The organism is Stenotrophomonas sp. 610A2, assembly GCF_030549615.1.
Classification (GTDB): Bacteria; Pseudomonadota; Gammaproteobacteria; order Xanthomonadales; family Xanthomonadaceae; genus Stenotrophomonas; species Stenotrophomonas pigmentata.
The window spans coordinates 2,024,931-2,048,923 of the sequence record NZ_CP130832.1; the positions used below are offsets into that span (position 1 = coordinate 2,024,931).

Consider the following 23,993-nt stretch of genomic DNA (forward strand, 5'->3'; position numbering starts at 1 on the left):
GGATGGCCTGCTGCCGGGAAAGATTCAGCGGATCGGCGGCTTGGGCCCGACTTCGTCCGGGCTGGCCTGACGGGCCACCACGTCAATCACGCGTTGCTTTTCGAAGTACACGGTAAACGCCGGGTAAACCCAGCGATTGATGGTCGGCCATTGGCGCTTCTGGCCACCGCGCGGATCAAGGCGTTCGCTCGGTGCGCCAAAGCGGGCTTCCACCTCGGCCATGCTCTGGCCTCGGGCCGGAATGGCCTGGGCCGGTTTTTCCTGTGCGCGCTCGATCAACAAGGTGTCGGCGTATGCAGCTGGTGCGGTGGCCAAAACAGCGATCAGGCCCAGAATTTTCAGTGTTTGCTTCATGGTCACATCTCCCCAGAGGACAGGCTGCGATTACAGCAAAAAACGGCGGAAAAAGTACGGTTTCTTGTCGCTTTTAGTGCGGGTGCCCAGCGTAGCGCGAACGCCGTGCTTACGCAGTTACGCAAAAAGCCGCCCAAGGGCGGCTTTTTGACGTTGCCCGATCCTCGCGGATCAGGCACTGGCTTGCGCCAGTTGGCTCAGCGCTGGCGAGCCTTGAAGCGCGGGTTCGACTTGCAGATCACGAAGATCTTGCCGCGACGGCGCACAACCTTGCAATCACGGTGACGGGCCTTCGCCGACTTCAGGGAGGACAGAACTTTCATGGCATACCTCGGCGGATAACTGTAGGAATATCAGGAGCGCGGCCGCGGATATGCAGGATAACGCTCGTTCAAGCCCGCCATTCTACCGGGTATTTCTATGCCAGTTCAAGTGCTTGCGTACAAACACGTGCGGGAAGGGCGGCGCGGGGCGCTAGAATAGCCTGATTCTCGCTCCAGACAGGCATCCAGATGAGTCAATTGCCCCCCATTCTCACCATTGATGGCCCGTCCGGGGCCGGCAAAGGTACCGTCAGTCGCATCGTGGCGCGCCAGTTGGGCTGGCACTACCTGGATTCGGGTGCGCTGTACCGTGCGGTGGGTGTGGCTGCCAGTTGGGCCGACATTGATACCTCTGATGCGTCGGCGCTGGTCCGCTGCACCTTCGATACCAAGGTGCAGTTCGTGGAGCAGGGTGAAAGCCTGCGGGTGCTGGTCAATGGCACCGATGCTACCGATGAGCTGCGGCTGGAAACCACGGGTGCACTGGCTTCGGCCATTGCCGCCATCCCGGAGGTTCGGGCAGCGTTGAAGGAGCGCCAGCGCGCATTCAGGGTTCTGCCCGGGCTGGTGGCCGACGGCCGCGATATGGGTACCGTCATCTTTCCGGACGCCCCATTCAAGGTCTTCCTGACTGCGAGCGCCGAGGAGCGCGCCCAGAGACGGCATAAACAGTTGAAAGAAAAAGGGGTTTCGGTTAACTTTGAAGACCTCCTGCGTGAGATCATGGCCCGCGACGCCCGTGATGCACAGCGCGCAGTGGCGCCCCTGAGGCCGGCCGACGACGCCATCCTCATCGACACCAGCGGTATTGGCATCGACGACGTCGTTGCCAAGGTGCTGGGTCTGGTTTCCAAGGAAGCCTGATCCTCGCAGCGTTGAGTGCGGTCAGTTCATCGATCGCAGTCGCACAGAGATGTTGCAACAACCCGCTGCGCAATGGTGCGTGGTGGGCTTTTTCATTCACATGCGGCCGCTGTCATGGGGTCGTCCAACAGGCTGGACAGTACGGGTTTTCGCAACAGATCCGCTGTCCATATGTTCAACTGAGTAAATCTAATGACCGAATCATTTGCAGAACTGTTTGAAGCCAGTCAGGCCAACCTGGCCAAGCTGAAGCCCGGTGCCATCGTTATCGGTACCGTCGTTGATGTCCGCGGCGACGTGGTGATCATCAATGCCGGCCTGAAGTCCGAAGGCATCGTGCCGATCGAACAGTTCCGTAACGACGCTGGTGAGATCGACGTGGGCGTGGGCGACCAGGTGAAGGTTGCCCTCGACTCGATCGAGAACGGCTTCGGCGAAACCGTCCTGTCGCGCGAGAAGGCAAAGCGCGCCATGGTGTGGGACGAGCTGGAAGAAGCGTTGGAAAAGAACGAAACCATCACCGGCCGCATCAGCGGCAAGGTCAAGGGTGGTTTCACCGTGGACATCAAGGATGTCCGCGCATTCCTGCCCGGTTCGCTGGTCGATGTGCGCCCCGTGCGCGACCCGGCCTACCTGGAAGGCAAGGAGCTGGAATTCAAGCTCATCAAGCTGGACCGCAAGCGTAACAACGTGGTCGTGTCGCGTCGTGCAGTTGTCGAGAGCGAGCACTCGGAAGAGCGCGAGCAGCTGATGGACAAGCTGCAGGAAGGCGCAATCCTGAAGGGTGTCGTCAAGAACCTGACCGATTACGGCGCATTCGTGGACCTGGGCGGTATCGACGGCCTGCTGCACATCACCGACATGGCATGGAAGCGCGTGCGCCATCCGTCCGAAGTCGTGAACGTCGGCGACGAGCTGGACGTGCGCGTGCTGAAGTTCGACCGCGAGCGCAACCGCGTTTCGCTGGGCCTGAAGCAGCTGGGCGAAGATCCGTGGGACAACATCGCACGTCGTTACCCGGCCAACAGCCGCGTGTTCGGCAAGGTCTCCAACGTGACCGATTACGGCGCGTTCGTTGAGATCGAGCCGGGCGTTGAAGGCCTGGTGCACGTCTCCGAGATGGATTGGACCAACAAGAACGTCAACCCGTCCAAGGTTGTCCAGGTTGGTGATGAAGTCGAAGTGATGGTGCTGGACGTTGATGAAGAGCGTCGTCGTATCTCGCTGGGCATGAAGCAGGTTGCTGCCAACCCGTGGGAAACCTTCGCTGCCATCTTCAAGAAGGGCGACAAGGTTTCCGGCCAGATCAAGTCGATCACCGACTTCGGTATCTTCATCGGTCTGGACGGCGGCATCGACGGTCTGGTTCACCTGTCGGACATCAGCTGGAACACCACCGGCGAAGACGTGGTTCGCAACTTCAAGAAGGGCGACACCCTGGACGCAGTGGTCTTGGCCGTCGATCCGGAGCGCGAGCGCATCTCGCTGGGCGTCAAGCAGCTTGAGCAGGACCCGTTCGGCCAGTACATGGCTGCCAACCCGAAGGGTTCGAAGGTCGAAGGCGTTGTCAAGGAAGTTGATGCCAAGGGCGCAACCATCGAGCTGGCTGACGGCATCGAAGGCTACGTTTCGGCACGTGACGTCGCCAACGAGCGCGTCGACGACGCGACCCAGTTCCTGAAGGTCGGCGACAAGGTCGAAGCCAAGTTCGTGGGCATGGACCGCAAGGGCCGTACCCTGCAGCTGTCGATCAAGGCCAAGGACGATGCCGAAATGCGCGAAGTGCTGGAGGAATACCAGTCCTCTTCGGCATCCAGCGGCACCACCCAGCTGGGCGCACTGCTGCGTGCACAGCTGAACGGCAACAAGTCCGAGTAATCGGCTTCCTGTTGTAGATTTGACCTGGCGGCCCGGACATCAGTCCGGGCCGTTTCAGGGTAAGACCCTGCCATTGACGAGTACGCAATGACCAAATCCGAATTGATCGAAATCCTCGCGCGCCACCAGGCGCACCTGAAGGCTGATGATGTCGATCTGGCGGTGAAGTCGTTGCTGGAAATGATGGGTGGGGCGCTGTCCTCCGGCGACCGCATCGAGATCCGCGGTTTCGGTAGTTTTTCCCTGCATTACCGCCCGCCGCGCCTGGGCCGCAATCCGAAGACCGGCGAGTCGGTCGCGCTGCCGGGTAAGCATGTGCCGCATTTCAAGCCGGGCAAGGAGCTGCGCGAGCGCGTCAGTTCTGTGGTCCCGCTGGAAAGTGATCCGGCCTGATTGAAGTATTGCCTGACTATTCCGCAGCAGATTGAATGCTGCGAATTCATGCGCTGAACGGTAAGCTACGGGCTCTTGTTACAGGAGTTGGCCGGCGCATGAAGATCGTTCGATTAGTAATCCTGCTGGCGGTGTTGATAGGTGGGCTGGTGATCGGCTCGCTCAACTCCCAGCCAATTGATATCAGCCTTGCATTCTGGGTGCTCAAGACCACCTCCGGCATTGCGATCATCGCATCGCTGCTGCTGGGTGCCTTGGTGGGCGGCGGCCTGGTGATGGCTGCGCTGGTCATCCCGATGTACGCCAAGCTGCGTCGCGCCAACAAAGCGGCGGCTGCAACGGCTGAGCCGGTCGCGCCGGTCGCGCCGACGCCATCCCCCTTTGACGGACGCTGAGCAACGATGGCCTTCATCAGTGAGTGGTTCTGGTTTTTCCTGTTCCTGCCAATTGCCGCGCTTGGCGGCTGGGTCGTGGGCCGTCGTGGCGGTCAGCGTCATAGCGAGAACCAGGTAAGCCGTCTTTCCAGTACGTATTTCCGTGGCCTCAATTACCTGCTCAACGAGCAGCCCGACAAGGCCATCGAGCTGTTCCTGCATATTGCCGAGCTGGACAAGGAAACCTTCGAAACCCAGGTGGCCCTGGGTCACCTGTTCCGTCGTCGAGGCGAAGTGGACCGGGCCATCCGCCTGCATCAGGGTCTGGTCAATCGCAATGACCTGAGTGATTCACAGCGCGTGCAGGCCTTGCTTGCATTGGGCGAGGACTACATGAAGTCCGGTCTCCTGGATCGCGCCGAAACCGTGTTCACCGAGCTGGCGCAGCTGGACCAGCGTGCGCCGCAGGCCTTGAAGCACCTGATCAGCATCTACCAGGCTGAGCGTGATTGGGAAAAGGCCATCGAGAACGCTACCCGCTATGAAGCGGTGACCGACGAGCCGATGGGCAAGTTGATCGGTCAGTTCGAGTGCGAGCTGGCCGAGCGCTATCGCGCCGCGGGTCGCTTGGACGATGCGCGTGCCGCCATCAACCGGGCCAACGCGGCCGACGCGATGAGCGTGCGTGCGGGCATCATCGAAGGTCGACTGGAAAGCGACTTCGGCAATGATGAAGCTGCAGTACGCGCGTTCGAGCGGGCCGCGCGCAATGACCCGGACTACCTGCCGGAGATCCTGCCGCAGCTGGTGAAGAATTACCGCAACGTTGGTGACATTGCCGGGGCACGTGCCTTCCTGGCGGAAATGACCGAGCACTACCGCGGCATCGCGCCGGTGCTGGCACTTACCCGTCTGATGGAAGAGCAGGAGGGTACTGCGCCTGCACGCGCCTATCTGGGACGCCAGTTGAAAGATCGGCCTTCGGTGCGCGGCGAGTCCGCGCTGATCGATCTGACCCTGGCCGAAGGTGCAGACCCGGTTGCGACCCTGCAGGATCTCAAGCACATCACCGACCAGCTGCTGGTGCGTAACCCTGCATATCGCTGCACGCGTTGTGGTTTTGGCGCGCGTACCCATCATTGGCAGTGTCCGAGCTGCAAGGAATGGGGTACGGTCAAGCCGCTGTTGAACTACGCGGTACTCTGAGTGCCGGCGTTGCATTACTGGTTGTTGCTGCTGGTGTTCATCGCCGCAGCGACGGCCACTTGGCTGGCAATCCGATACGCGCGTTGGCGGCAGTTGATCGACCAGCCGGGCGAACGTCGCAGTCATAACGTATCCACGCCCCGCGGCGGCGGCATCGGTATAGTCGCTTCGCAGTTGCTTGCCTGTGGCCTTGGGGTGGCGTTGATGCCCGGGCATGCGGTACCTCTGCTGGTGTTCGCACTGGGTCTGTTGCTGGTTGCCGGTATCGGCTGGTGGGACGACCATCGCTCCTTGCCGGCGCTGCCGCGGCTGTGCGTGCATCTGCTGGCCGGACTGCTGCTGGCTGGAATTGTCTGGTTTGGTACTGGCAGCGTGGTCAAGGCTGTGTTCTGCTTTGGCTTGGCCGTCTCGTTGGTGAACATCTGGAACTTCATGGATGGCATCAATGGCTTGGCAACCACTCAGGCAATCCTGGTCGGGGTTGGGGCTGCGTGTTTGCTGCCCGGCAGCTACGCGCTGGCCGGATGGGCGCTGGCAGCGGGCTGTGCGGGTTTCCTTCCTTTCAACTTTCCTCGTGCCCGGATCTTCATGGGGGACGTGGGCAGCGGTGCACTTGGTTATCTGGTCGCCGGGGTGCTGGCGCTGGGCCTGAGCGTCAATGACGTCGGCACCGCTCCAGTGCTGTGGCTGATGCTGCCGGCCGTGTTTCTGGCAGATGCGGGCTTCACGCTGCTGTCACGCATGCTGAAGGGGGAGCGCTGGATGCAGCCGCACACCCAGCATCTTTATCAACGTTTTGTGAAACGTGAATACAGTCACGAGGTTGTTACGCTGGGTTATGCGCTCTTCACCCTTGTGGGGCTTACACTTGCAGCGCAATTTTCAAGGCTTCCCCTAGGTTGGGGGTGGGCAGGGGGCGTGATCTGGCTGGCTGCTACGGCAGCGGCGTGGATATTCCTGCGTGCAACGGCATTCAAATAAGGACTAGAGTTTTCTATGGCATCTTGGCATAAGCGCTTTGCAGGTGGTGCCCCGCGTTACGCGGTGATGCTGCACGATCTGATCATGGTGTGGCTGTGTTGGCAGGTGCTGCTGATGGCGCGCTACGCGCTGTTGGATGTCGCGCCCGCGATACCCTGGCTGTCCTGGGACGCGGCGGTGGTGGTTGGCGTGCAGGCGCTGGCGTTCTGGAAAGTTGGCCTGTACCGCGGTCTTTGGCGTTTCGCCTCCGTGGCCGACCTGATCAATATCTTCAAGGCCAGTTTCATTGGGCTGCTGGCGATCGTGGTGGTTTTCTCCTATCGCCGGCTGGATGGCATCCCGATGTCGGTGCTGGTGGTGTACCCGTTCGCATTGTCTGCACTGCTGGGCACTCCGCGCCTGCTGTATCGTGCGTGGAAGGATTATCAGGCGCAGCACTCCGATGTGCGTGCAACCAGGGTTCTGGTGCTTGGCGCCGGGCGTGCGGCAGAGTCCCTCATCAAGGATCTGCGTCGTTCAGGACACTATGAGCCTGTTGGCCTGTTGGATGATTCGCCACACCTGCAGGGTGCGAATCTGCATGGCGCCCCGATTCTGGGAACGCTGGACAGTGTTGCGTCGGTAGCCCGCGAGACCGCAGCCAAGCTGCTGGTCATCGCCATACCCACCCTCGATGCTGCGGGCATGCAGCGCGTGGTCAGTCTGTGCGAGCGCACCGGGCTGCCTTTTCGAACAGTCCCGCGATTGGTGGACATCCTGGAAGGCAGTTCGCTGCCTGGGCAGCTCAAGGAGGTCGCTATTGAAGACCTGCTCGGGCGCAAGCCGATCCTGCCGGATTGGGAATTGCTGCGCAGCTGGCTGCGTGGCCGTACGGTCCTGGTTACCGGCGGTGGCGGGTCGATTGGTTCGGAACTGTGCCGGCAATGTGCGCGGCATGGCATATCGCGGATCGTGGTGCTGGAGATCAGCGAGCTGCTGATGATCAACATCCAGGCCGAGTTGCGCAGGAGCTTTCCGGACCTGGAGGTTCATGGTGTGCTCGGGGACTGCGGTGATCCGGCCGTGATCCGCCATGCGCTGCGCAGCTACAACCCAGATACCGTATTCCATGCGGCCGCTTACAAGCAGGTTCCGCTTCTTGAAGCGCAGCTGCGCGAAGCCGTGCGCAACAACACCTTGTCCACCGAGTGCGTGGCCACCGCGTGTATCGAGTCGGGCGTCGAGAATTTTGTGTTCATCTCCACCGACAAGGCGGTTGACCCGGCCAATGCGCTGGGCGCGACCAAGCGGTACGCGGAGATGATCTGCCAGAGCCTGAACAAACGCGCCCCTCAAACCCGGTTTGTTACCGTGCGTTTTGGCAATGTGCTGGGCTCGGTAGGTAGCGTGGTGCCGATGTTCCGTGAGCAGATTCGCAAGGGTGGTCCGATTACCGTGACCCATCCCGATGTAAGCCGCTACTTCATGACTATTCCCGAAGCTTGCCTGCTGATTCTGCAGGCTGCCGCTTCCTCGTCGCGCGGTGCGATCTACATGCTGGATATGGGCGAACCAGTTTTCATCCGCCACCTTGCAGAACAGATGATCCGTTTGGCGGGCAAGCAGCCGGGGATTGATATTCCCATCATCTATACCGGCTTGCGGCCGGGCGAAAAACTGCATGAAAGTCTGTTCTACGCGGACGAGAATTGCCAGCCAACAGCCCATCCGAAGGTGATGGCTGCCGGCGTTCGTGAGTTCTCGCCTGAGCTGGTCTTGAACAATGTGGCGGCGCTGAGGAAGGCGGTTGCCGCCTACGATGTCGAGACGATGCGGCACATCCTGGGGACCACCATTCCCGAGTTCATGCCCGCCGAAGACGCTGCGCTGCAAACCGGCACTGCCAATATCGTGCCGTTCCCCACTACCAAAGAAGCTGGAAGAAGCCACTGATGCACGGTCGAATCAAAAAAGCGGTATTTCCCGTCGCCGGCCTTGGAACGCGTTTCCTGCCGGCCACCAAGACTGTGCCGAAGGAGATGCTGCCGATCATTGACCGGCCGTTGATCCAGTACGCCGTGGATGAAGCGATCGAGGCCGGTTGCGACACCTTGATCTTCATCACCAACCGCTACAAGCATGCGGTGGCTGACTATTTCGACAAGGCTTACGAGCTGGAACAGAAGCTTGAACGCGCCGGCAAGCAGGAGCAGTTGGAGCTGATCCGCCACGTGTTGCCCAAGGGTGTGCGTGCCGTGTTCGTGACCCAGACCGAAGCGCTTGGACTTGGTCACGCGGTGTTATGTGCAAAGGCGATTGTCGGTGATGAGCCGTTCGCGGTGCTGTTGCCGGACGACCTGATCTGGAACCGTGGCGAGGGCGCGCTGAAGCAGATGGCGGATCTGAATCAGGCCAGTGGCGCCAGCGTCATCGCGGTTGAAGACGTGCCGCATGACAAGACTGGCAGCTACGGCATCGTTGCCACCGACAAGTTCGATGGTCGTAAGGGGCACATCACCCAGATCGTCGAGAAGCCGAAGCCGGAAGACGCGCCGAGCGACCTGGCGGTCGTTGGCCGCTATGTGCTCAGCCCGAAGATCTTCGAGTTGCTGGAAGCAACCGGCACCGGCGCCGGTGGCGAGATCCAGCTGACCGATGCGATTGCGCAGCTGCTCAAGACCGAGCAGGTGGATGCGTATCGCTTTGAAGGCACACGTTTTGACTGCGGTACGCACCTGGGCCTGGTCGAGGCCACCGTGCGTTTTGCGCTGGAGAACGAGAAGCTGGCCGGGCCGGCGCGCGAGATGATGCAGAAGATGCTGGCGGAGTGAGTGCTGGCCGGCATTGTGGACGCTGATGTTGTTTGTCAGCGTTGTTGAAAGGCGGCCAGGAGGCCGCCTTTTTGCTTTCGGGGCTGCTGTTGTTCTGTAGAGCGTAGCCGTGCTGCGCCGGGGCTTTATCGGGAAAGCGCCTGCCGAGCATGGCTCGGCACTGCATGTGTTTCCGACAGTGGCCAAGGTGCGGGGAAATCAACGAAGAAGGCGGCCCTAAGGCCGCCTTCTTCAATCAAAGCAACAACGAACCACTTACAGCGATTCGAAAATGCCCGCAGCGCCCATGCCGGTACCGATACACATGGTCACCATGCCGTACTTCTGCTGGCGACGGCGCAGGCCGTGCAGCAGGGTGGCCGTACGGATCGCACCGGTAGCGCCCAGCGGGTGGCCCAGCGCGATGGCGCCGCCCAGCGGGTTGATCTTGGACGGGTCCAGCCCGCAATCGCGGATGACCGCCAGCGACTGCGCGGCGAAGGCTTCGTTGAGCTCGATCCAGTCCAGCTGGTCCTGGCTCAGGCCAGCCTGCTTCAGTGCCTTCGGAATTGCTGCGATCGGGCCGATGCCCATCACTTCCGGGCGCACGCCGGCGACCGAGAAGCTGACGAAGCGAGCCAGCGGGGTCAGGCCGTAGTCCTTGATCGCCTGCTCGGAGGCCAGCAGCACCGCACCGGCACCATCGCTCATCTGCGAGGAGTTGCCTGCCGTCACCGAACCGCCGAACTGACCGTTGCGGAACACCGGGCGCAGCTTGGCCAGGCCTTCGATGGACGAATCCAGACGCGGACCTTCGTCGGTATCGGCCAGCTTGTTGCGGGTGATGATGCGCTTGCCGTCAGCCACGTCAGGCAGGTGCGAAACGATGTCGTAGGGGCTGATCTCGTCCTTGAACTCGCCGTTCTGGATCGCGGCGATGGCCTTCTGGTGCGAGGCCAGGGCGAAAGCGTCCTGTTCTTCACGCGAGACCTTCCATTCCTCGGCGACCTTCTCGGCGGTGATGCCCATGCCGTAGGCGATGGCGACGTGGTCGTTGTCGAACACGCTCGGTGCCATCGCGATCTTGTTGCCCATCATCGGCACCATCGACATCGACTCGGTGCCGCCGGCCAGCATGAGGTCGCTGTTGCCCAGGCGGATCTGGTCAGCGGCCATCGCCACGGCCTGCAGGCCGGACGAGCAGAAGCGGTTCACCGTCTGCGCGGCGATGGTGTTGGGCAGGCCTGCCAGCAGCACGCCGATGCGCGCCACGTTCATGCCTTGCTCGGCCTCAGGCATGGCGCAGCCGATGATGGCGTCGTCGATGCGGTTGACGTCCACGCCCGGGGCCTGTGCGACCACGGAGCGGAGTACGTGGGCGAGCATGTCGTCCGGACGGGTGTTGCGGAACATGCCCTTGGGCGCCTTGCCAACCGGGGTGCGGGTGGCGGCGACGATGTAGGCGTCCTGGATTTGCTTGGTCATTGCAGTGATCTCTTCAATAGGTGTGAGCGTGAGGGCGGGCGAGGGCGGCGCTGGCAGCGCCACCCCGAGGCACGCTCACTCAGTTCCGCAGCGGCTTGCCGGTGGTCAGCATGTGCGCGATGCGGGCCTGGGTCTTTTCCTGCTGGGCCAGTTCGACGAAGTGCTTGCGCTCCAGGGTCAGCAGCCACTCTTCGTCGACCACGCTGTTGCGGTCGACCTTGCCGCCGCACAACACGGTGGCGATGCGCTCGGCGATTTCGTAGTCGTAGGGGCTGATGAAGCGGCCTTCCAGCATGTTGACCAGCATCATCTTGAAGGTGGCAATGCCAACGTCGCCGGCCACGCGGATGCGGCGTGCCGGCATCGGCGGACGGTAGCCGCCTTCGGCCAGCGCGGTGACTTCGGCCTTGGCGATGTGCAGCAGCTCGAAGCTGTTGAACACGACCTTGTCGGTGCCGCGCATCAGGCCCAGTTCCTTGGCGTTGACTGCCGAGTTGGAGACCTTGGCCATGGCCACGGTTTCGAAGGTCTTCTTCAGTTCGGCGAACACGTCGCCGTCCGGACCGGCGGCCTGCGAGGCGCGCACGGCGATTTCCTTCAGGCCCCCGCCGGCCGGCAGCAGGCCGACGCCGGCTTCAACCAGGCCGATATAGCTTTCCAGCGCCGCAACCGACTTGGCTGCATGCATCTGGAATTCACAGCCGCCGCCCAGCGCCAGGCCGCGCACCGCGGTGACAACCGGCACAGTGGCGTACTTGATGCGCTGGCTGGTGCGCTGGAAGTTGGCAACCATCGCCTCGAACTCGGCGAACTTGCCGGCCTTCAACGCGCCCAGTGCGCCGGACAGATCGGCACCGGCGGAGAAGGGCTCCTTGTTCTGCCAGATCACCACGCCCTTGAACTGCTTCTCGGAAAGGGCGATGGCGTGCTGGATGCCGTCCAGGACCTGGTCGGAAACGGTGTTCATCTTGGTCTTGAAGCTGATGACGCCGATGCCGTCACCGTCGGTCCACAGACGGATGCCGTCGTTCTCGAACACGGTTTCGCCCTGCGCGAACTTCTCGCCCAGCAGTGCGTCCGGGAAGCGCTGGCGCTGGTACACCGGCAGCGACGAGCGCGGCACCAGTGCGTTCTGCGACGGGCTGTAGCTGCCTTCGGCGGCATGCACGCCATCACGGCCGTCCAGCACCCAGGCAGGCAACGGCGCATTGCTCATGCTCTTGCCGGCGGCGATATCGTCGGCGATCCACTGCGCCACCTGCTTCCAACCGGCAGCCTGCCAGGTCTCGAACGGGCCCAAGGACCAGCCGTAACCCCAGCGGATGGCCAGGTCGACGTCGCGCGCGGTTTCGGCGATGTCGGCCAGGTGGTAGGCGCTGTAGTGGAACAGGTCGCGGAACGTCGCCCACAGGAACTGCGCGTGCGGGTGCTGGCTTTCGCGCAGCTTGGCGAACTTCTCGGCCGGGTTCTTGATCTTCAGGATCTCGACCACTTCCGGTGCGGCGACGCGGTCGGCCGGACGGTAGTCCTGCTTCTCAAGGTCGACGACCATGATGTCCTTGCCGACCTTGCGGAAGATGCCGGCACCGGTCTTCTGGCCCAATGCACCCTTGCCGATCAGCGCGCCCAGCCAAGCCGGCGCGTTGAAGTACTTGTGCCACGGGTCGTCAGGCAGGGTGTCGCCCATGGTCTTGATGACGTGGGCCATGGTGTCCAGGCCGACCACGTCGGAGGTGCGGTAGGTGGCCGACTTCGGGCGGCCGACCAGCGGGCCGGTCAGGCCGTCCACTTCGTCGAAGCCCAGGCCGAACTGCTGGGTGTGGTGGATGGTCGACAGGATCGAGAACACGCCGATGCGGTTGCCGATGAAGTTCGGGGTGTCCTTGGCGTAGACCACGCCCTTGCCCAGGTTGGTGGTCAGGAAGGTTTCCAGGCCTTCCAGCACCGACTTGTCGGTGGTCTTGGCCGGGATCAGCTCGGCCAGGTGCATGTAACGCGGCGGGTTGAAGAAATGCACGCCGCTGAAACGGTGGCGCAGTTCTTCCGGCAGCACGTCGGCCAGCTTGTTGATGCCCAGGCCCGAGGTGTTGGAAGCCAGTACCGCGTGTTCGTTCACGAACGGTGCGATCTTCTTGTACAGGTCCTGCTTCCAGTCCATCCGTTCAGCGATGGCTTCGATGATCAGGTCGCAGTCGCGCAGCTGCTCCAGGCCGGAGTCGTAATTGGCCGGGGTGATGGCTTCGGCCAGCACCTTGCTGGCCAGCGGGGCCGGGCTCAGCTTGCCGAGGTTGGCAATGGCCTTGAGCACGATGCCGTCGGCAGGACCTTCCTTGGCGGCCAGGTCGAACAGCACGGTGTCGACGCCGGCATTGGTCAGGTGGGCGGCGATCTGCGCACCCATGACGCCTGCGCCAAGTACGGCGGCGCGGCGGACAAGCAGGGAATTGGACATATCGATAAACCTTTGGTCTGCGATGACGGTTGGATCAGGGAACGACGGGGGAGGTCGGATTACGCACGCTGGCGCGGAACCCGGCTTCGGCGAAATGGATCAATTCCTGCGCGGCCTTGCTGCGGTGCTCGGCCTCGCTGATGTTGTGCGGGCGCTTGATCAGCCCGAAGTCGGCCATGGCGTAGGTCAGCGAACCGGCCAGGAAGTCCAGGCGCCAATACAGCTCTTCCTTGCTCAGGCCCGGGATGCAGGCATCGATGGCCTTGCCGAACTCGCGCAATACATGGCCGTAGTGATCGGACAGGAACTTGCGCAGGTTGTCGTTCTTCTCCGCATAGGCGCGGGCGATGACGCGGACAAAGGCGCCGCCACTCTGGCGGTCCTGGGCCAAGGCCAGGGCTGGCTCGACGAAGGCGGCCAAAACCGCGCGCAGGTCGCCGGGTTGGGCGCTGCGCGCCCGCTCCAACTGGCCGAGGCGGGCGGCGGTCATTTCGTCCATGCGGCGGCGGAACACTTCATTGACCAGGTTGTCCTTGGACCCGAAGTGGTAGTTGACCGCAGCAATGTTTACATCGGCGTGACTGGTTACCTGGCGCAGCGAGGTGCCGGCAAAACCGTACTGGGCGAACAGTTCCTCGGCCGCGCCGAGGATGCGGTCCTTGGTGGAGAAGCTGGCGGGTTTGCCCATGGCTGGCTCAATCAATCAAACGATTGTTTGGATCCTACGCCCGGCTGGTCGTTCAGGTCATGCTGCGCCGCAGCATCATTCATCTGCCGCTGTGCAAACGCCGGGGTCACCCGGTAGAATTAGCCACCGCAATTCAGGCTAAGCCCGCGTCCGCACGCGGGTTTTTTCATGTACCCTCGGGCCGACCGGCCCACTACCGGAGAATTCCCATGGCGCTCGAGCGCACTCTTTCCATCATCAAGCCCGACGCCGTTGCCAAGAACGTGATCGGCGAAATCTACGCCCGCTTCGAAAAGGCCGGCCTGAAGGTCGTGGCCGCCAAGTACAAGCAGCTGTCGCGCCGTGAAGCCGAAGGCTTCTACGCCGTGCACCGCGAGCGTCCGTTCTTCAACGCACTGGTCGAGTTCATGATCTCCGGCCCGGTGATGATCCAGGCCCTGGAAGGCGAGAACGCCGTCCTGGCCCACCGCGACCTGCTGGGCGCCACCAATCCGAAGGACGCAGCGCCGGGCACCATCCGCGCTGACTTCGCTGATTCGATCGACGCCAACGCCGCTCACGGTTCGGATTCGGTCGAGAACGCAGCCAATGAAGTTGCTTACTTCTTTGCTGCCACCGAAGTGGTTTCGCGTTAATTAGAGGTTGAAGTCGTGAACGAGGTCGTACAGACACCCGCCATCCAGCCGTTGCCGAAAACGGCAGCCACCGCTGGCAAGCAGAACCTGCTCGACCTTGATCGCGCGGGCCTGGAAAAGTTCTTCGTCGAAACCCTCGGCGAGCAGAAGTTCCGTGCCCATCAGGTGATGAAGTGGATCCACCATCGCTACGTCACCGATTTCGACCAGATGACCGACCTCGGCAAGTCGCTGCGCGCAAAGCTGCAGCAGCATGCCGAGGTCGTCGTCCCGAACATCGTGTTCGACAAGCCCTCGACCGACGGCACCCACAAGTGGTTGCTGGCGATGGGCGTGGATGGCAAGAACGCCATCGAAACCGTCTACATCCCGGACAAAACCCGCGGCACGCTGTGCGTGTCCTCGCAGGTTGGTTGCGCGCTGAACTGCACGTTCTGCTCAACCGCTACCCAGGGCTTCAACCGCAACCTGAGCACCGCCGAGATCATCGGCCAGGTGTGGGTCGCTGCGCGTCACCTGGGCAATGTGCCGCACCAGATGCGCCGTCTCACCAACGTGGTGATGATGGGCATGGGCGAGCCATTGATGAATTTCGACAACGTCATCCGCGCCATGAGCATCATGCGCGATGACCTGGGCTACGGCTTGGCCAACAAGCGCGTGACCTTGTCCACCTCGGGCCTGGTGCCGCAGATCGATCGTCTCTCGGTCGAGAGCGATGTGTCGCTTGCAGTGTCGTTGCATGCACCTAACGACGAGCTGCGCGAGACACTGGTGCCGCTCAACAAGAAATACCCTATCGCCGAGTTGATGGCTTCCTGCGCGCGCTACCTGCGCGGCAACAAGAAGCGCGACTCGGTGACTTTTGAATACACCTTGATGAAGGGCATCAACGACCAGCCCGAGCACGCCCGCCAGCTGGCGCGGCTGATGCGCCAGTTCGACAACGCCGTGCAGGCCAAGGACTCGGGCAAGGTCAACCTGATTCCGTTCAACCCGTTCCCGGGTACGCGCTATGAGCGTTCCGGCGAGGAGCAGATCCGTGCCTTCCAGAAGATCCTGCTCGACTCGCAGGTGCTGACGATGGTGCGCCGTACCCGTGGCGACGACATCGATGCCGCCTGTGGCCAGCTCAAGGGCCAGGTGATGGATCGTACCCGTCGCCAGGCCGAGTTCAATCGCCTGCTGCAGGAACAGGACGGCGGTGATGCGGTCGCTTGATTGCTGGCTGCTGCTCATCCTTGTCGCGCTGGTTTCAGCGTGCGGGCGGGACAATTTGAAGGTAGGTCGCCCGGAGGTCGTGGCGCCGGACTACAGCATCAAGCAGGACAAGGCCGCTCACAAGCGGATGCGGTACCAGGAGTTCCTGCGTCTGTCGGGCGATCGCTTTGGCCGCGGCCAGTTGGACGAAGCGCTGGAATTCGCGCGCTCTGCGCAGAAGCTTGAGCCCAAAGTGCCCGATGCCTACACCATGCAGGCAGTGATCGAGGGGCATAGGGGCCAGGCCGAGGCGGCCGGTGAGTTCTATCGCAAGGCGGCCGAGCTGGCCCCCAAGCAAGGCGATGTGCTCAATAACTACGGTGCCTGGCTGTGTAGCAGTGGTCACCCGGCCGAGGCCCTGGTCTGGTTTGACCGTGCCCTGGCTGATCCGGACTACGGCGCGCGTGCGGATGCCCTGGCCAATGCTGGTGGCTGTGCGTTGGATGCCGGGCAGCGCGAACGCGCGGAGGAAGACCTTCGCCAGGCGCTGGCCTTGGCGCCCGCAAATGCCTATGCACTGGAGTCCATGACCCGTAGCGAAGTGCTGCAGGGGCGCTATTTCGAAGCCCGGGCCTTCTACCAGCGGCGTTTGGCGGCTGCGCCAGCCACGGTTTCCGTGTTACAACTTGCCATTCAGATTGAAGAGCGACTCGGCGACAGGATGGCGGCCGGTCGGTTCCAACAGCGGTTGCGCGAAGAGTTTCCTTCAGCTGCAACCTCGAATCCCCAAGGCTGACGCATTGTGATCAATGATCCGGGTGTAGGTGCTTTAGAAGGTGTAATGGGTTGCGGTGAGCAGCTGCGCAAGGCGCGAGAGGCCGCCGGGTTGTCGCTGGATCAGGTTGCTGGTCAGCTGCGCATGCCATTGCAGGTGGTGGCGGCGCTGGAAGGCGAGCAATGGTCGCGTCTGGGGGCGCCGGTATTCGTGCGTGGCCAGCTACGCAGTTATGCGCGCTTGTTGAAGGTTGACCTCGGTGGGCTGCTGGAACAGGCGCGGATCGCGCCGGTCGAGCCGCCGAAGCTGGTCAGCCACACCCATACCCCGCGGCTGAAGCGCGCGGCTGAGAATATCGGTCGCCGTGCGGTCTACGTGGTGATCACGGCGGTACTGGCCGTGCCGGTCTGGTACGTGATCAGCGGCAACTCCAACAGCGCTCCGCCGAGCACGGCCTCGCTCGACGTGGTGCCGGCGACAGACGCTGCCGGGGAGCTGGTGCCGCCGCCTGTTCAGGCGCCTGCCGCGGCTCCGGTGCAGCCGGCCGACACCGGCCCCTATATTGCTTCGATGGCGCCGCTGGCGCGTCCGGCGGCTGCTGCGCCGTCAACGCTGACCCTGAACTTCAAGGGTGACAGCTGGGTGGAAATTTCCGCGCCGGACGGTGCCACGGTCGAAAAGGCCTTGATACGCGCTGGCGAGAGTCGCAGCTTCGCTGCCGGCCAGGTGGGGCGGATGGTGCTGGGCAATGCCGCCGAGGTCGAGGTTCAGCAGGCGGCGGGTAACGTCGACCTGGCACCGTACAAGCGCGGCAATGTGGCCCGCTTTACGGTATCCTCTGACGGCTCCGTGGCGCCGGTTTCACACTGAAACCAGGCGTCGAACAAAACAACAAGGCTCCCCGCCAGGGTGAGCGAGAGTACGCATGGCGATTGACGACCTGCTCGACGAGCACGAACAAAGCGAACGTGTCCGCACGTGGCTGCGCAAGAATGGCGCCGGGATTATCGGCGGAGTAGTTCTCGGTATTGGAGCTATTGCCGGCTGGCAGTGGTGGCAGAAAGAGCAGGTCGGCAAGCTTGCCGACGCCAACGTCCGTTACGAAGCTGTCTCGCGCAGCCTGCAGTCCAAGAATCTGGACGAGGCGGCCAAGGAAGTTGCGGCACTGGGTGGTGGCAAGGCCAGCATCTATTCGGATCTGGCATCGCTGGAACTGGCCAAGGCCCAGGTCGAAGCGGGCAAGTACGATGACGCGATCAAGACCCTGCGTGCGCTCAAGACCGAAGGCGAGTTCAAGGCGCTGATCGACCAGCGCATTGCGCGCCTGCTGATCGAGACCGGCAAGCCGGCCGACGCTGCGACCTTGCTGGGCGCCGCTGACGACAGCTCGGGTCTGGAAATCCGCGGCGATGCACTGATGGCGCAGAACAAGCGCGATGAGGCACGTGAGCTCTACACCCAAGCGCTGGCCAAGCTGGACGTGGCTGCACCGCAGCGCCGCTTGCTGGAAACCAAATTGATGGACGCCGGCGGCACCGTGGCTGATCCTGCAGCGGAGAAGAATTGATGAAGTTCAAGCATGTTGCAGGCGTTGCCCTGATGGCAGTGGCGCTGACCGGTTGTTCCACCGTCAAGGGTTGGTTTGCGGGCAAGGATGCGGCGGCCAAGAAGGCGCTGGAACCTGCTGAGCTGACCAAGTTCGAACCGAGCGTCAAGGTCGACAAGATCTGGTCGGCAAACGTCGGCAAGGGCGAGGGCCGTATCGGCCTGCGTCAGGCGCCGGTGGTGGCTGATGGTCGCGTGTATGCGGCTGCAGTTCAGGGCGGCGTGCATGCGCTGGACCTGCAGACTGGCAAGCAGGTCTGGGAATACAGCCCGGCCAAGGAAAAGAAGAAGCCCAAGCTGCGTCTTTCCGGTGGTCCGGGTGTTGGTGAAGGCTTGGTGGTGATCGGCACGCTGGACGGTCAGGTGATTGCACTGGACGCAGCCAACGGCAGCGAAAAGTGGAAGTCCAAGGTCACCGGTGAAGTGATCGCCGCCCCGGCCGTGGCACAGGGCCTGGTGTTCGTGCGCAGCAACGATGGCCGCACCACCGCACTGGACGCCGCCACCGGCGAACAGCGTTGGTTCAATTCGCAGGAACTGCCGTCGCTGACCGTGCGTGGCAATGCACCGGTCGTCACCGGCCCGGGCGTACTGTTCATCGGCAACGATGACGGTACCCTTGCCGCGTTGGCGATGCAGGACGGTCGCCCGCTGTGGGAACAGATGGTGGGTACGCCGGAAGGCCGTACCGAGCTGGAGCGCATGGCCGACATCGATGGTGCGCCGGTGCTGGAAGGCAATACGCTGTTTGTGACCAGCTTCAAGAACGAAACCATGGCCATTGAAGGCCCGACCGGTCGTCCGATGTGGTCGCGTGACCACGGCGGTGGCGGTGGTGTTGCGGTGTCCTCGGGCAATGTCGTGGTCACCGATGGCAAGGGTTCGGTTTACGGGCTGGATAAAACCTCCGGCTCGGCAATGTGGTCACAGCAGGCGCTGGCGCGCCGCTCACTGACCGGTGCCGCCATCCAGGGTGACTATGCCGTGGTGGGGGACTACAAGGGATATCTGCATTGGCTGCGGTTGAGCGATGGCGAGTTTGCGGCGCGTGAGAAGAGCGGTGGTGATGCTCTGCTGGCGCAGCCGGTCGTCGCCGACGGCATCCTGCTGGTGCAGAACGTTGATGGAAAGCTGACCGCATTCCGGTTGGCCCAATAAGGAGTCATAGCGATGCTGCCTTTGGTCGCCCTGGTTGGACGACCGAACGTCGGTAAGTCCACCATTTTCAATCTGTTGACCCGTACGCGCGATGCGCTGGTACATGACCAGCCGGGTGTTACCCGCGATCGCAACTACGGTGTTTGCCGTCTAGATGAGGACAATCCCTTCCTGATCGTCGATACCGGTGGTATTGCCGGTGAAGAGGAAGGGCTGGCTGGCGCCACCGCGCGCCAAGCCCGAGCCGCCGCCGGTGAGGCGGATCTGATCGTATTTGTTGTTGACGCGCGTGATGGCACGTCGGCCCTGGATGACGAGATCCTGTCTTGGCTGCGCAAGCTTGCGCGGCCTACCTTGCTGTTGATCAACAAGATCGACGGTACGGACGAACATGCCGTTCGTTCGGAGTTTTCCCGTTATGGCTTCAGCGAGATGCTGACTGTCTCTGCCGCGCATCGGCAGGGCATCGATGATCTGGTTGAAGAGGTTGTCGGGCGCCTGCCGGAAGAAGGCACGGCCGAGACCCTGGACAACGATCCGAACCGCATCCGCATTGCCTTCGTTGGCCGCCCCAACGTGGGCAAGTCGACGCTGGTGAATCGCATCCTCGGCGAGGAGCGCATGATCGCCTCCGAAGTGCCGGGTACCACCCGCGACTCGATCGCGGTGGATCTGGATCGCGAGGGTGAGCTGTATCGCTTGATCGACACCGCCGGTCTGCGCCGCAAGTCGCGCGTGGACGAAGTGGTCGAGAAGTTCAGCGTGGTCAAGACGCTACGCTCGATCGAGCAATGCCAGGTGGCGGTGCTGATGCTGGACGCCCACGAAGGCGTGACCGATCAGGACGCCAGTGTGCTGGGTGCGGTGCTGGATGCTGGTCGCGCCCTGGTCATTGCGATCAACAAATGGGATGGCCTGAGCGAGTACGACAAGCAGCAGGCAGAAACCCTGTTGTCGCTGAAGCTGGGCTTCGTGCCGTGGGCCGAGAACGTACGGATTTCCGCGCTGCATGGCTCGGGCCTGCGTGAGTTGTTCAAGGCGATCCACCGGGCGCATGCCTCGGCGACGCATGAGTTCAGCACTGCCGAGGTCAACAAGGCGTTGGAAATCGCCTACGAGGCCAACCCGCCGCCGAGCATTCGTGGTCATGTTTCCAAGCTGCGTTATGTGCACCCGGGCGGCAGCAATCCGCCGACCTTCATCGTGCACGGTACGCGCCTGAAGGAACTGCCGGATTCGTATAAGCGTTACCTGGAGAACTTCTTCCGCAAGCGTTTCAAGCTGGTGGGTACACCGGTGACCTTCCTGTTCCGTGAGGGTGCCAACCCGTACGAGGGCAAGAAGAACGTATTGACGGACCGCCAGGTCAAGGCCAAGCGGCGCTTGATGAAGCACGTCAAGGGCAGGAAGTGATTCAGGCCAGGTACGTGTCTCAAGCGTGCCGAGTGATGTGAGCGAAAGCGGCCGAAAGGCCGCTTTTGTTTTTGGTGTGTTGGGAGGGTGGCGCGTTCGATTTGGCCAGCGTTCCCACTAAATGACTTCGTCATTCCCGCGAAGGCGGGAATCGCTCCTGCTCTTGCTTGGAAAGACCTAGCGCGAAGGCAGGGGCCGGAGCGAGGGCAAGAGCGATTCCCGCCTGCGCGGTAATGACGAGCTTAGAAGCCAAAGCCCAAAGCGGTAAGCCCAAAGCCCAAAGCTGTAAGTCGTTCCCTCCCTCGCTGTCCGTTTGGACGATAATCCAGCCATGAGCATTCGCGAACTGACTCCGGAACAGGCCCGTGCCCGCCACGCAGATGGCGCATTGCTGATCGACGTGCGCGAGGCGCACGAGCGGGCAGGGGGCATGGCGGAGGGCGCAATCGGCATTGCCAAGACCGACCTGCTGGCCGAGCCGTCCCGGCACCTGCCCGCGTACGAACGCGAAATCCTGCTGATCTGCCAGAGTGGCAAGCGCTCGGCCGATGCCGCAATCGGGTTGCAGGAGGCGGGCTATACAAACCTGTCCTCGGTAAGTGGCGGCACCGTTGCCTGGCGGACTTCGGGCTTGCCCTTGGTCCAGCCCATGCTGGATGCCGGTGAGCGCGACTTCTACGACCGTTACTCGCGGCACCTGCTGCTGCCGCAGGTGGGCGAAACTGGCCAGCGCAGGCTTCAGCAATCAACCGTGCTGGTGCTGGGTGCCGGTGGGCTTGGTGCCCCGGCAGCGTTCTATCTTGCTGCAGCGGGGGTGGGCAGGCTGCGGATTGTCGATGACGATGTGGTCGAACGCAGCAACCTGCAGCGGCAGATCATCCATACCGAAGCTGCCTTGGGCACAGCCAAGGTGGAATCGGCGCGACAACGGCTGTTGGCGCTGAACCCGCATATCGAGGTGGAGGCGGTCGCTGAGCGCGTCACCTCGGCCAACATCGATGCCCTGTTGCAGGATGTGGATGTGGTGCTGGATGGCTCGGATAATTTCCCGCTGCGCTACCTGTTAAACGATGCCTGCATCAAGCACGCCAAGCCCTTGGTCTACGCCGCCATCGAGCGTTTCGATGGGCAGGTGAGTGTGTTCGATGCGGGCCGCCAGCGCGGTGTGGCACCGTGTTACCGCTGCCTGTTCCCGGAGCCGCCGCCGCCTGAATTCGCGCCCAATTGTTCCGAAGCCGGCGTGTTGGGTGTGCTGCCGGGCTTGGCCGGGGTGATGCAGGCGACCGAGGTGGTGAAGCTGCTGTTGGATATGGGCGAGCCGCTGGTGGGGCGCCTGCTGCGCTTCGATGCGCTGCAGATGCACTTCCGCGAAACCCGCGTGCACGCCGATCCCGCTTGCCCTGTGTGCGCCCCCGGCGTGCCGTTCCCCGGTTACATTGATTACGCCGCGTTCTGTTCGCATTCGCCTTGAGCTGAAAAAGCGCGGGGGAATGAGCAGTTCTGCAGGCTTTTTGCTTTATCGTGCGCCTACACGATTACAAGGCGGTGCGGCATGGCGGCGGAATCCTCGCAGGAACTGGTAAAGGTGGTTGCCCTGTTGGGCGCTGCGGTGGTGGCTGTTCCGCTGTTCCGGCGGCTTGGGCTGGGCTCGGTGCTGGGCTACTTCGTTGCCGGCTTGGCGATTGGCCCGTTTGGATTTGGCTGGTTCTCCGATCCGCAGGCCATCCTGCACGTGGCCGAGCTGGGTGTGGTGATGTTCCTGTTCGTGATCGGCCTGGAAATGCGGCCTTCGCACCTGTGGAGCCTGCGCGGCGAGATCTTTGGCCTCGGTACGGCGCAGATCGTGACCTGTGCGGTGGTGCTGACCGGCGTTGCGATCCTGTTCGGTTACCGCCCGCAGATCGCCTTCATAGCCGCTGCTGGCTTTGTGCTGACATCCACTGCGGTGGTGATGCAGCTGTTGGGTGAGCGCGGCGACCTGACCCTGCCGTCCGGGCAGAAGATCGTCTCCATCCTGCTGTTTGAAGACCTGCTGATCGTGCCGTTGCTGGCCGTGGTGGCGTGGATGGCACCGGCGCAGATCGGTGCGCACGAAGGTTCGCGCTGGACGAGCATCGCCATCGGTGCGGGTGCCATCGTTGGCCTGGTGCTGGTCGGACGTTACCTGCTCAATCCCTTGTTCCGCATCCTTGCTGCCGCCAAGGCGCGTGAAGTGATGACGGCGGCGGCGTTGCTGGTGGTGCTGGGCGCGGCGTTGTTGATGCAGCTGGGTGGGCTGTCGATGGCGATGGGTGCTTTCCTGGCCGGCGTGCTGCTGTCCGAGTCGACCTTCCGTCATCAGATCGAGGCGGATATCGAGCCGTTCCGCGGCATCCTGCTTGGCCTGTTCTTCCTCAGTGTCGGCATGGCTTTGGATCTGTCGGTGGTGGCGGCGAACTGGAAGGTGATCGCGCTGCTGGTGCCGGCAATGATGCTGGCCAAGGCGATCTGCATTTACGGCGTGGCGCGGGTAATGGGCAGTGATCATCGCCAGGCTTTGGATCGCGGCGTGCTGATGGCGCAGGGTGGCGAGTTCGCCTTCGTGCTGTTTGCCGCAGCGGCAACCACCGGTGTGATCGATGCCAAGGTCAACGCCAACCTCACCGCCGTCGTGGTGCTGTCGATGGCGCTGACGCCGCTGTGCATGCTGGTGTACCGGCTGCTGGTGAAGGAGGGGCAGGTCTCCGCCGATGATGTGGATGCAGCTGACGGGCTCACCGGCAGCGTGTTGGTGATCGGTTTCGGTCGCTTCGGCCAGGTGTCCAGCCAGTCGCTGCTGGCGCGTGATGTCGATGTGACCATCATCGACAACGATATCGACATGATCCGCAGTGCTACCCGGTTCGGTTTCAAGATCTATTACGGCGATGGCACGCGCCTGGATGTGCTGCGCGCCTCCGGCGCCGAAACCGCACGCGCGATTGCCGTCTGCGTGGATGATCGTGCTGCTGCTGATCGCATCGTCGAGCTGGTGCGGCACGAGTTCCCGCTGGCAAAACTGCTGGTGCGCTCGTTCGACCGTGAGCACTCGCTGTCCTTGATACACGCTGGCGTCGATTTCCAGATCCGCGAAACCTTCGAGTCGGCGGTGGAGTTCGGTCGCGCGGCGCTGATGCAGCTGGGCGTGGATGAAGACGAGGCCGACCTGGTCGCGCGTGAGATCCGCAGCCGTGACGCCGAGCGTTTCGAGCTGGAAATGGCCGGTGGCGGGCTGCAGGCTGACACCGGCCTGATGTACCGCAATACCCCTGGCGTACCGACGCCGACGCCGTTCACTCCGCCGCGGCGTGAGGCGCGCCCGCTCAATCCCGACGCCATTGCCGGGGCAGGGGAGCCGGCCGCTGCCGATTCAGGCGGGGCGCCGTGACCATGACGAGGTGT

At 62.6% G+C, this 23,993-nt stretch carries 22 protein-coding genes; 17 read left to right on the forward strand and 5 right to left on the reverse strand.

Translation table 11 applies throughout. The annotated features are described in order from the left end of the window. Positions 1 to 24 precede the first annotated feature (24 nt). Complete coding sequence (locus Q5Z11_RS09270) at positions 25 to 354, reverse strand: hypothetical protein (protein WP_303749712.1); 330 nt, start codon at positions 352 to 354, stop codon at positions 25 to 27. Between the two features lie 197 nt (positions 355 to 551). After that, positions 552 to 677, reverse strand: a complete 126-nt coding sequence (gene ykgO, locus Q5Z11_RS09275; protein ID WP_005409283.1) for a type B 50S ribosomal protein L36 — start codon at positions 675 to 677, stop codon at positions 552 to 554. 189 nt (positions 678 to 866) lie between these two features. Between ykgO and cmk the strand changes: the two genes are divergently transcribed. The 8 genes from cmk (at position 867) to galU (ending at position 9,183) form a co-directional block, all read left to right on the forward strand. Continuing rightward, on the forward strand, positions 867 to 1,541 hold the full coding sequence (cmk, locus tag Q5Z11_RS09280) for a (d)CMP kinase (protein WP_303749713.1): 675 nt from the start codon (positions 867 to 869) through the stop codon (positions 1,539 to 1,541). A 192-nt stretch (positions 1,542 to 1,733) separates the two neighbouring features. Continuing rightward, positions 1,734 to 3,419 (forward strand): 30S ribosomal protein S1, encoded by a 1,686-nt coding sequence (gene rpsA, locus Q5Z11_RS09285; RefSeq protein WP_062167945.1) that lies wholly within the window; start codon positions 1,734 to 1,736, stop codon positions 3,417 to 3,419. A gap of 87 nt (positions 3,420 to 3,506) precedes the next feature. Further along, positions 3,507 to 3,812, forward strand: a complete 306-nt coding sequence (locus tag Q5Z11_RS09290) for an integration host factor subunit beta (RefSeq protein ID WP_057628209.1) — start codon at positions 3,507 to 3,509, stop codon at positions 3,810 to 3,812. A 98-nt stretch (positions 3,813 to 3,910) separates the two neighbouring features. Beyond that, positions 3,911 to 4,207, forward strand: a complete 297-nt coding sequence (locus Q5Z11_RS09295) for a lipopolysaccharide assembly protein LapA domain-containing protein (protein ID WP_303749714.1) — start codon at positions 3,911 to 3,913, stop codon at positions 4,205 to 4,207. 6 nt (positions 4,208 to 4,213) lie between these two features. Next, positions 4,214 to 5,392 (forward strand): lipopolysaccharide assembly protein LapB, encoded by a 1,179-nt coding sequence (gene lapB, locus Q5Z11_RS09300; protein WP_303749715.1) that lies wholly within the window; start codon positions 4,214 to 4,216, stop codon positions 5,390 to 5,392. After that, a complete protein-coding gene (locus Q5Z11_RS09305; RefSeq protein WP_405051669.1) occupies positions 5,393 to 6,373 on the forward strand; it encodes an MraY family glycosyltransferase in 981 nt (326 codons plus the stop codon). Positions 6,374 to 6,388: 15 nt separating this feature from the next. Then, positions 6,389 to 8,305 (forward strand): polysaccharide biosynthesis protein, encoded by a 1,917-nt coding sequence (locus Q5Z11_RS09310; RefSeq protein ID WP_303749717.1) that lies wholly within the window; start codon positions 6,389 to 6,391, stop codon positions 8,303 to 8,305. Beyond that, a complete protein-coding gene (galU, locus tag Q5Z11_RS09315) occupies positions 8,305 to 9,183 on the forward strand; it encodes a UTP--glucose-1-phosphate uridylyltransferase GalU (RefSeq protein WP_303749718.1) in 879 nt (292 codons plus the stop codon). The genes Q5Z11_RS09310 and galU overlap by 1 nt, the downstream gene beginning before the upstream one ends. A gap of 255 nt (positions 9,184 to 9,438) precedes the next feature. On the opposite strand, the gene Q5Z11_RS09320 is transcribed toward galU, so the two are convergent. The 3 genes from Q5Z11_RS09320 to Q5Z11_RS09330 all read right to left on the reverse strand — a co-directional run bounded on the left by Q5Z11_RS09320 (position 9,439) and on the right by Q5Z11_RS09330 (position 13,787). After that, on the reverse strand, positions 9,439 to 10,647 hold the full coding sequence (locus tag Q5Z11_RS09320; RefSeq protein WP_303749719.1) for an acetyl-CoA C-acyltransferase: 1,209 nt from the start codon (positions 10,645 to 10,647) through the stop codon (positions 9,439 to 9,441). 79 nt (positions 10,648 to 10,726) lie between these two features. Next, positions 10,727 to 13,099 (reverse strand): 3-hydroxyacyl-CoA dehydrogenase/enoyl-CoA hydratase family protein, encoded by a 2,373-nt coding sequence (locus tag Q5Z11_RS09325; protein ID WP_303749720.1) that lies wholly within the window; start codon positions 13,097 to 13,099, stop codon positions 10,727 to 10,729. Between the two features lie 34 nt (positions 13,100 to 13,133). Further along, the gene (locus Q5Z11_RS09330) at positions 13,134 to 13,787 is read right to left on the reverse strand and encodes a TetR/AcrR family transcriptional regulator (RefSeq protein WP_303749721.1); all 654 of its coding nucleotides are present in this window, start codon (positions 13,785 to 13,787) and stop codon (positions 13,134 to 13,136) included. A 209-nt stretch (positions 13,788 to 13,996) separates the two neighbouring features. On the opposite strand from Q5Z11_RS09330, the gene ndk reads away from it, so the two are divergent. The 9 genes from ndk (at position 13,997) to Q5Z11_RS09375 (ending at position 23,979) form a co-directional block, all read left to right on the forward strand. Next, the gene (ndk, locus tag Q5Z11_RS09335) at positions 13,997 to 14,422 is read left to right on the forward strand and encodes a nucleoside-diphosphate kinase (protein ID WP_057628193.1); all 426 of its coding nucleotides are present in this window, start codon (positions 13,997 to 13,999) and stop codon (positions 14,420 to 14,422) included. Between the two features lie 15 nt (positions 14,423 to 14,437). Continuing rightward, entirely contained in the window at positions 14,438 to 15,643 is a 1,206-nt protein-coding gene (gene rlmN / locus Q5Z11_RS09340) for a 23S rRNA (adenine(2503)-C(2))-methyltransferase RlmN (RefSeq protein WP_303749722.1), read from the forward strand. A 7-nt stretch (positions 15,644 to 15,650) separates the two neighbouring features. After that, on the forward strand, positions 15,651 to 16,418 hold the full coding sequence (gene pilW, locus Q5Z11_RS09345; protein WP_405051686.1) for a type IV pilus biogenesis/stability protein PilW: 768 nt from the start codon (positions 15,651 to 15,653) through the stop codon (positions 16,416 to 16,418). Positions 16,419 to 16,424: 6 nt separating this feature from the next. Beyond that, positions 16,425 to 17,267, forward strand: a complete 843-nt coding sequence (locus Q5Z11_RS09350; protein ID WP_303749724.1) for a helix-turn-helix domain-containing protein — start codon at positions 16,425 to 16,427, stop codon at positions 17,265 to 17,267. Between the two features lie 55 nt (positions 17,268 to 17,322). Continuing rightward, entirely contained in the window at positions 17,323 to 17,964 is a 642-nt protein-coding gene (locus tag Q5Z11_RS09355) for a YfgM family protein (protein WP_303749725.1), read from the forward strand. Then, positions 17,964 to 19,160 carry an outer membrane protein assembly factor BamB gene (gene bamB / locus Q5Z11_RS09360; protein ID WP_303749726.1) on the forward strand — a complete coding sequence of 399 codons (1,197 nt, stop codon included), beginning with the start codon at positions 17,964 to 17,966 and terminating at the stop codon, positions 19,158 to 19,160. The genes Q5Z11_RS09355 and bamB overlap by 1 nt, the downstream gene beginning before the upstream one ends. 12 nt (positions 19,161 to 19,172) lie before the next feature. Beyond that, on the forward strand, positions 19,173 to 20,573 hold the full coding sequence (der, locus tag Q5Z11_RS09365; protein WP_303749727.1) for a ribosome biogenesis GTPase Der: 1,401 nt from the start codon (positions 19,173 to 19,175) through the stop codon (positions 20,571 to 20,573). A 331-nt stretch (positions 20,574 to 20,904) separates the two neighbouring features. Beyond that, positions 20,905 to 22,044 (forward strand): molybdopterin-synthase adenylyltransferase MoeB, encoded by a 1,140-nt coding sequence (moeB, locus tag Q5Z11_RS09370; RefSeq protein WP_303749728.1) that lies wholly within the window; start codon positions 20,905 to 20,907, stop codon positions 22,042 to 22,044. Positions 22,045 to 22,125: 81 nt separating this feature from the next. Continuing rightward, a complete protein-coding gene (locus tag Q5Z11_RS09375) occupies positions 22,126 to 23,979 on the forward strand; it encodes a monovalent cation:proton antiporter-2 (CPA2) family protein (protein ID WP_303749729.1) in 1,854 nt (617 codons plus the stop codon). Positions 23,980 to 23,993 lie beyond the last annotated feature (14 nt).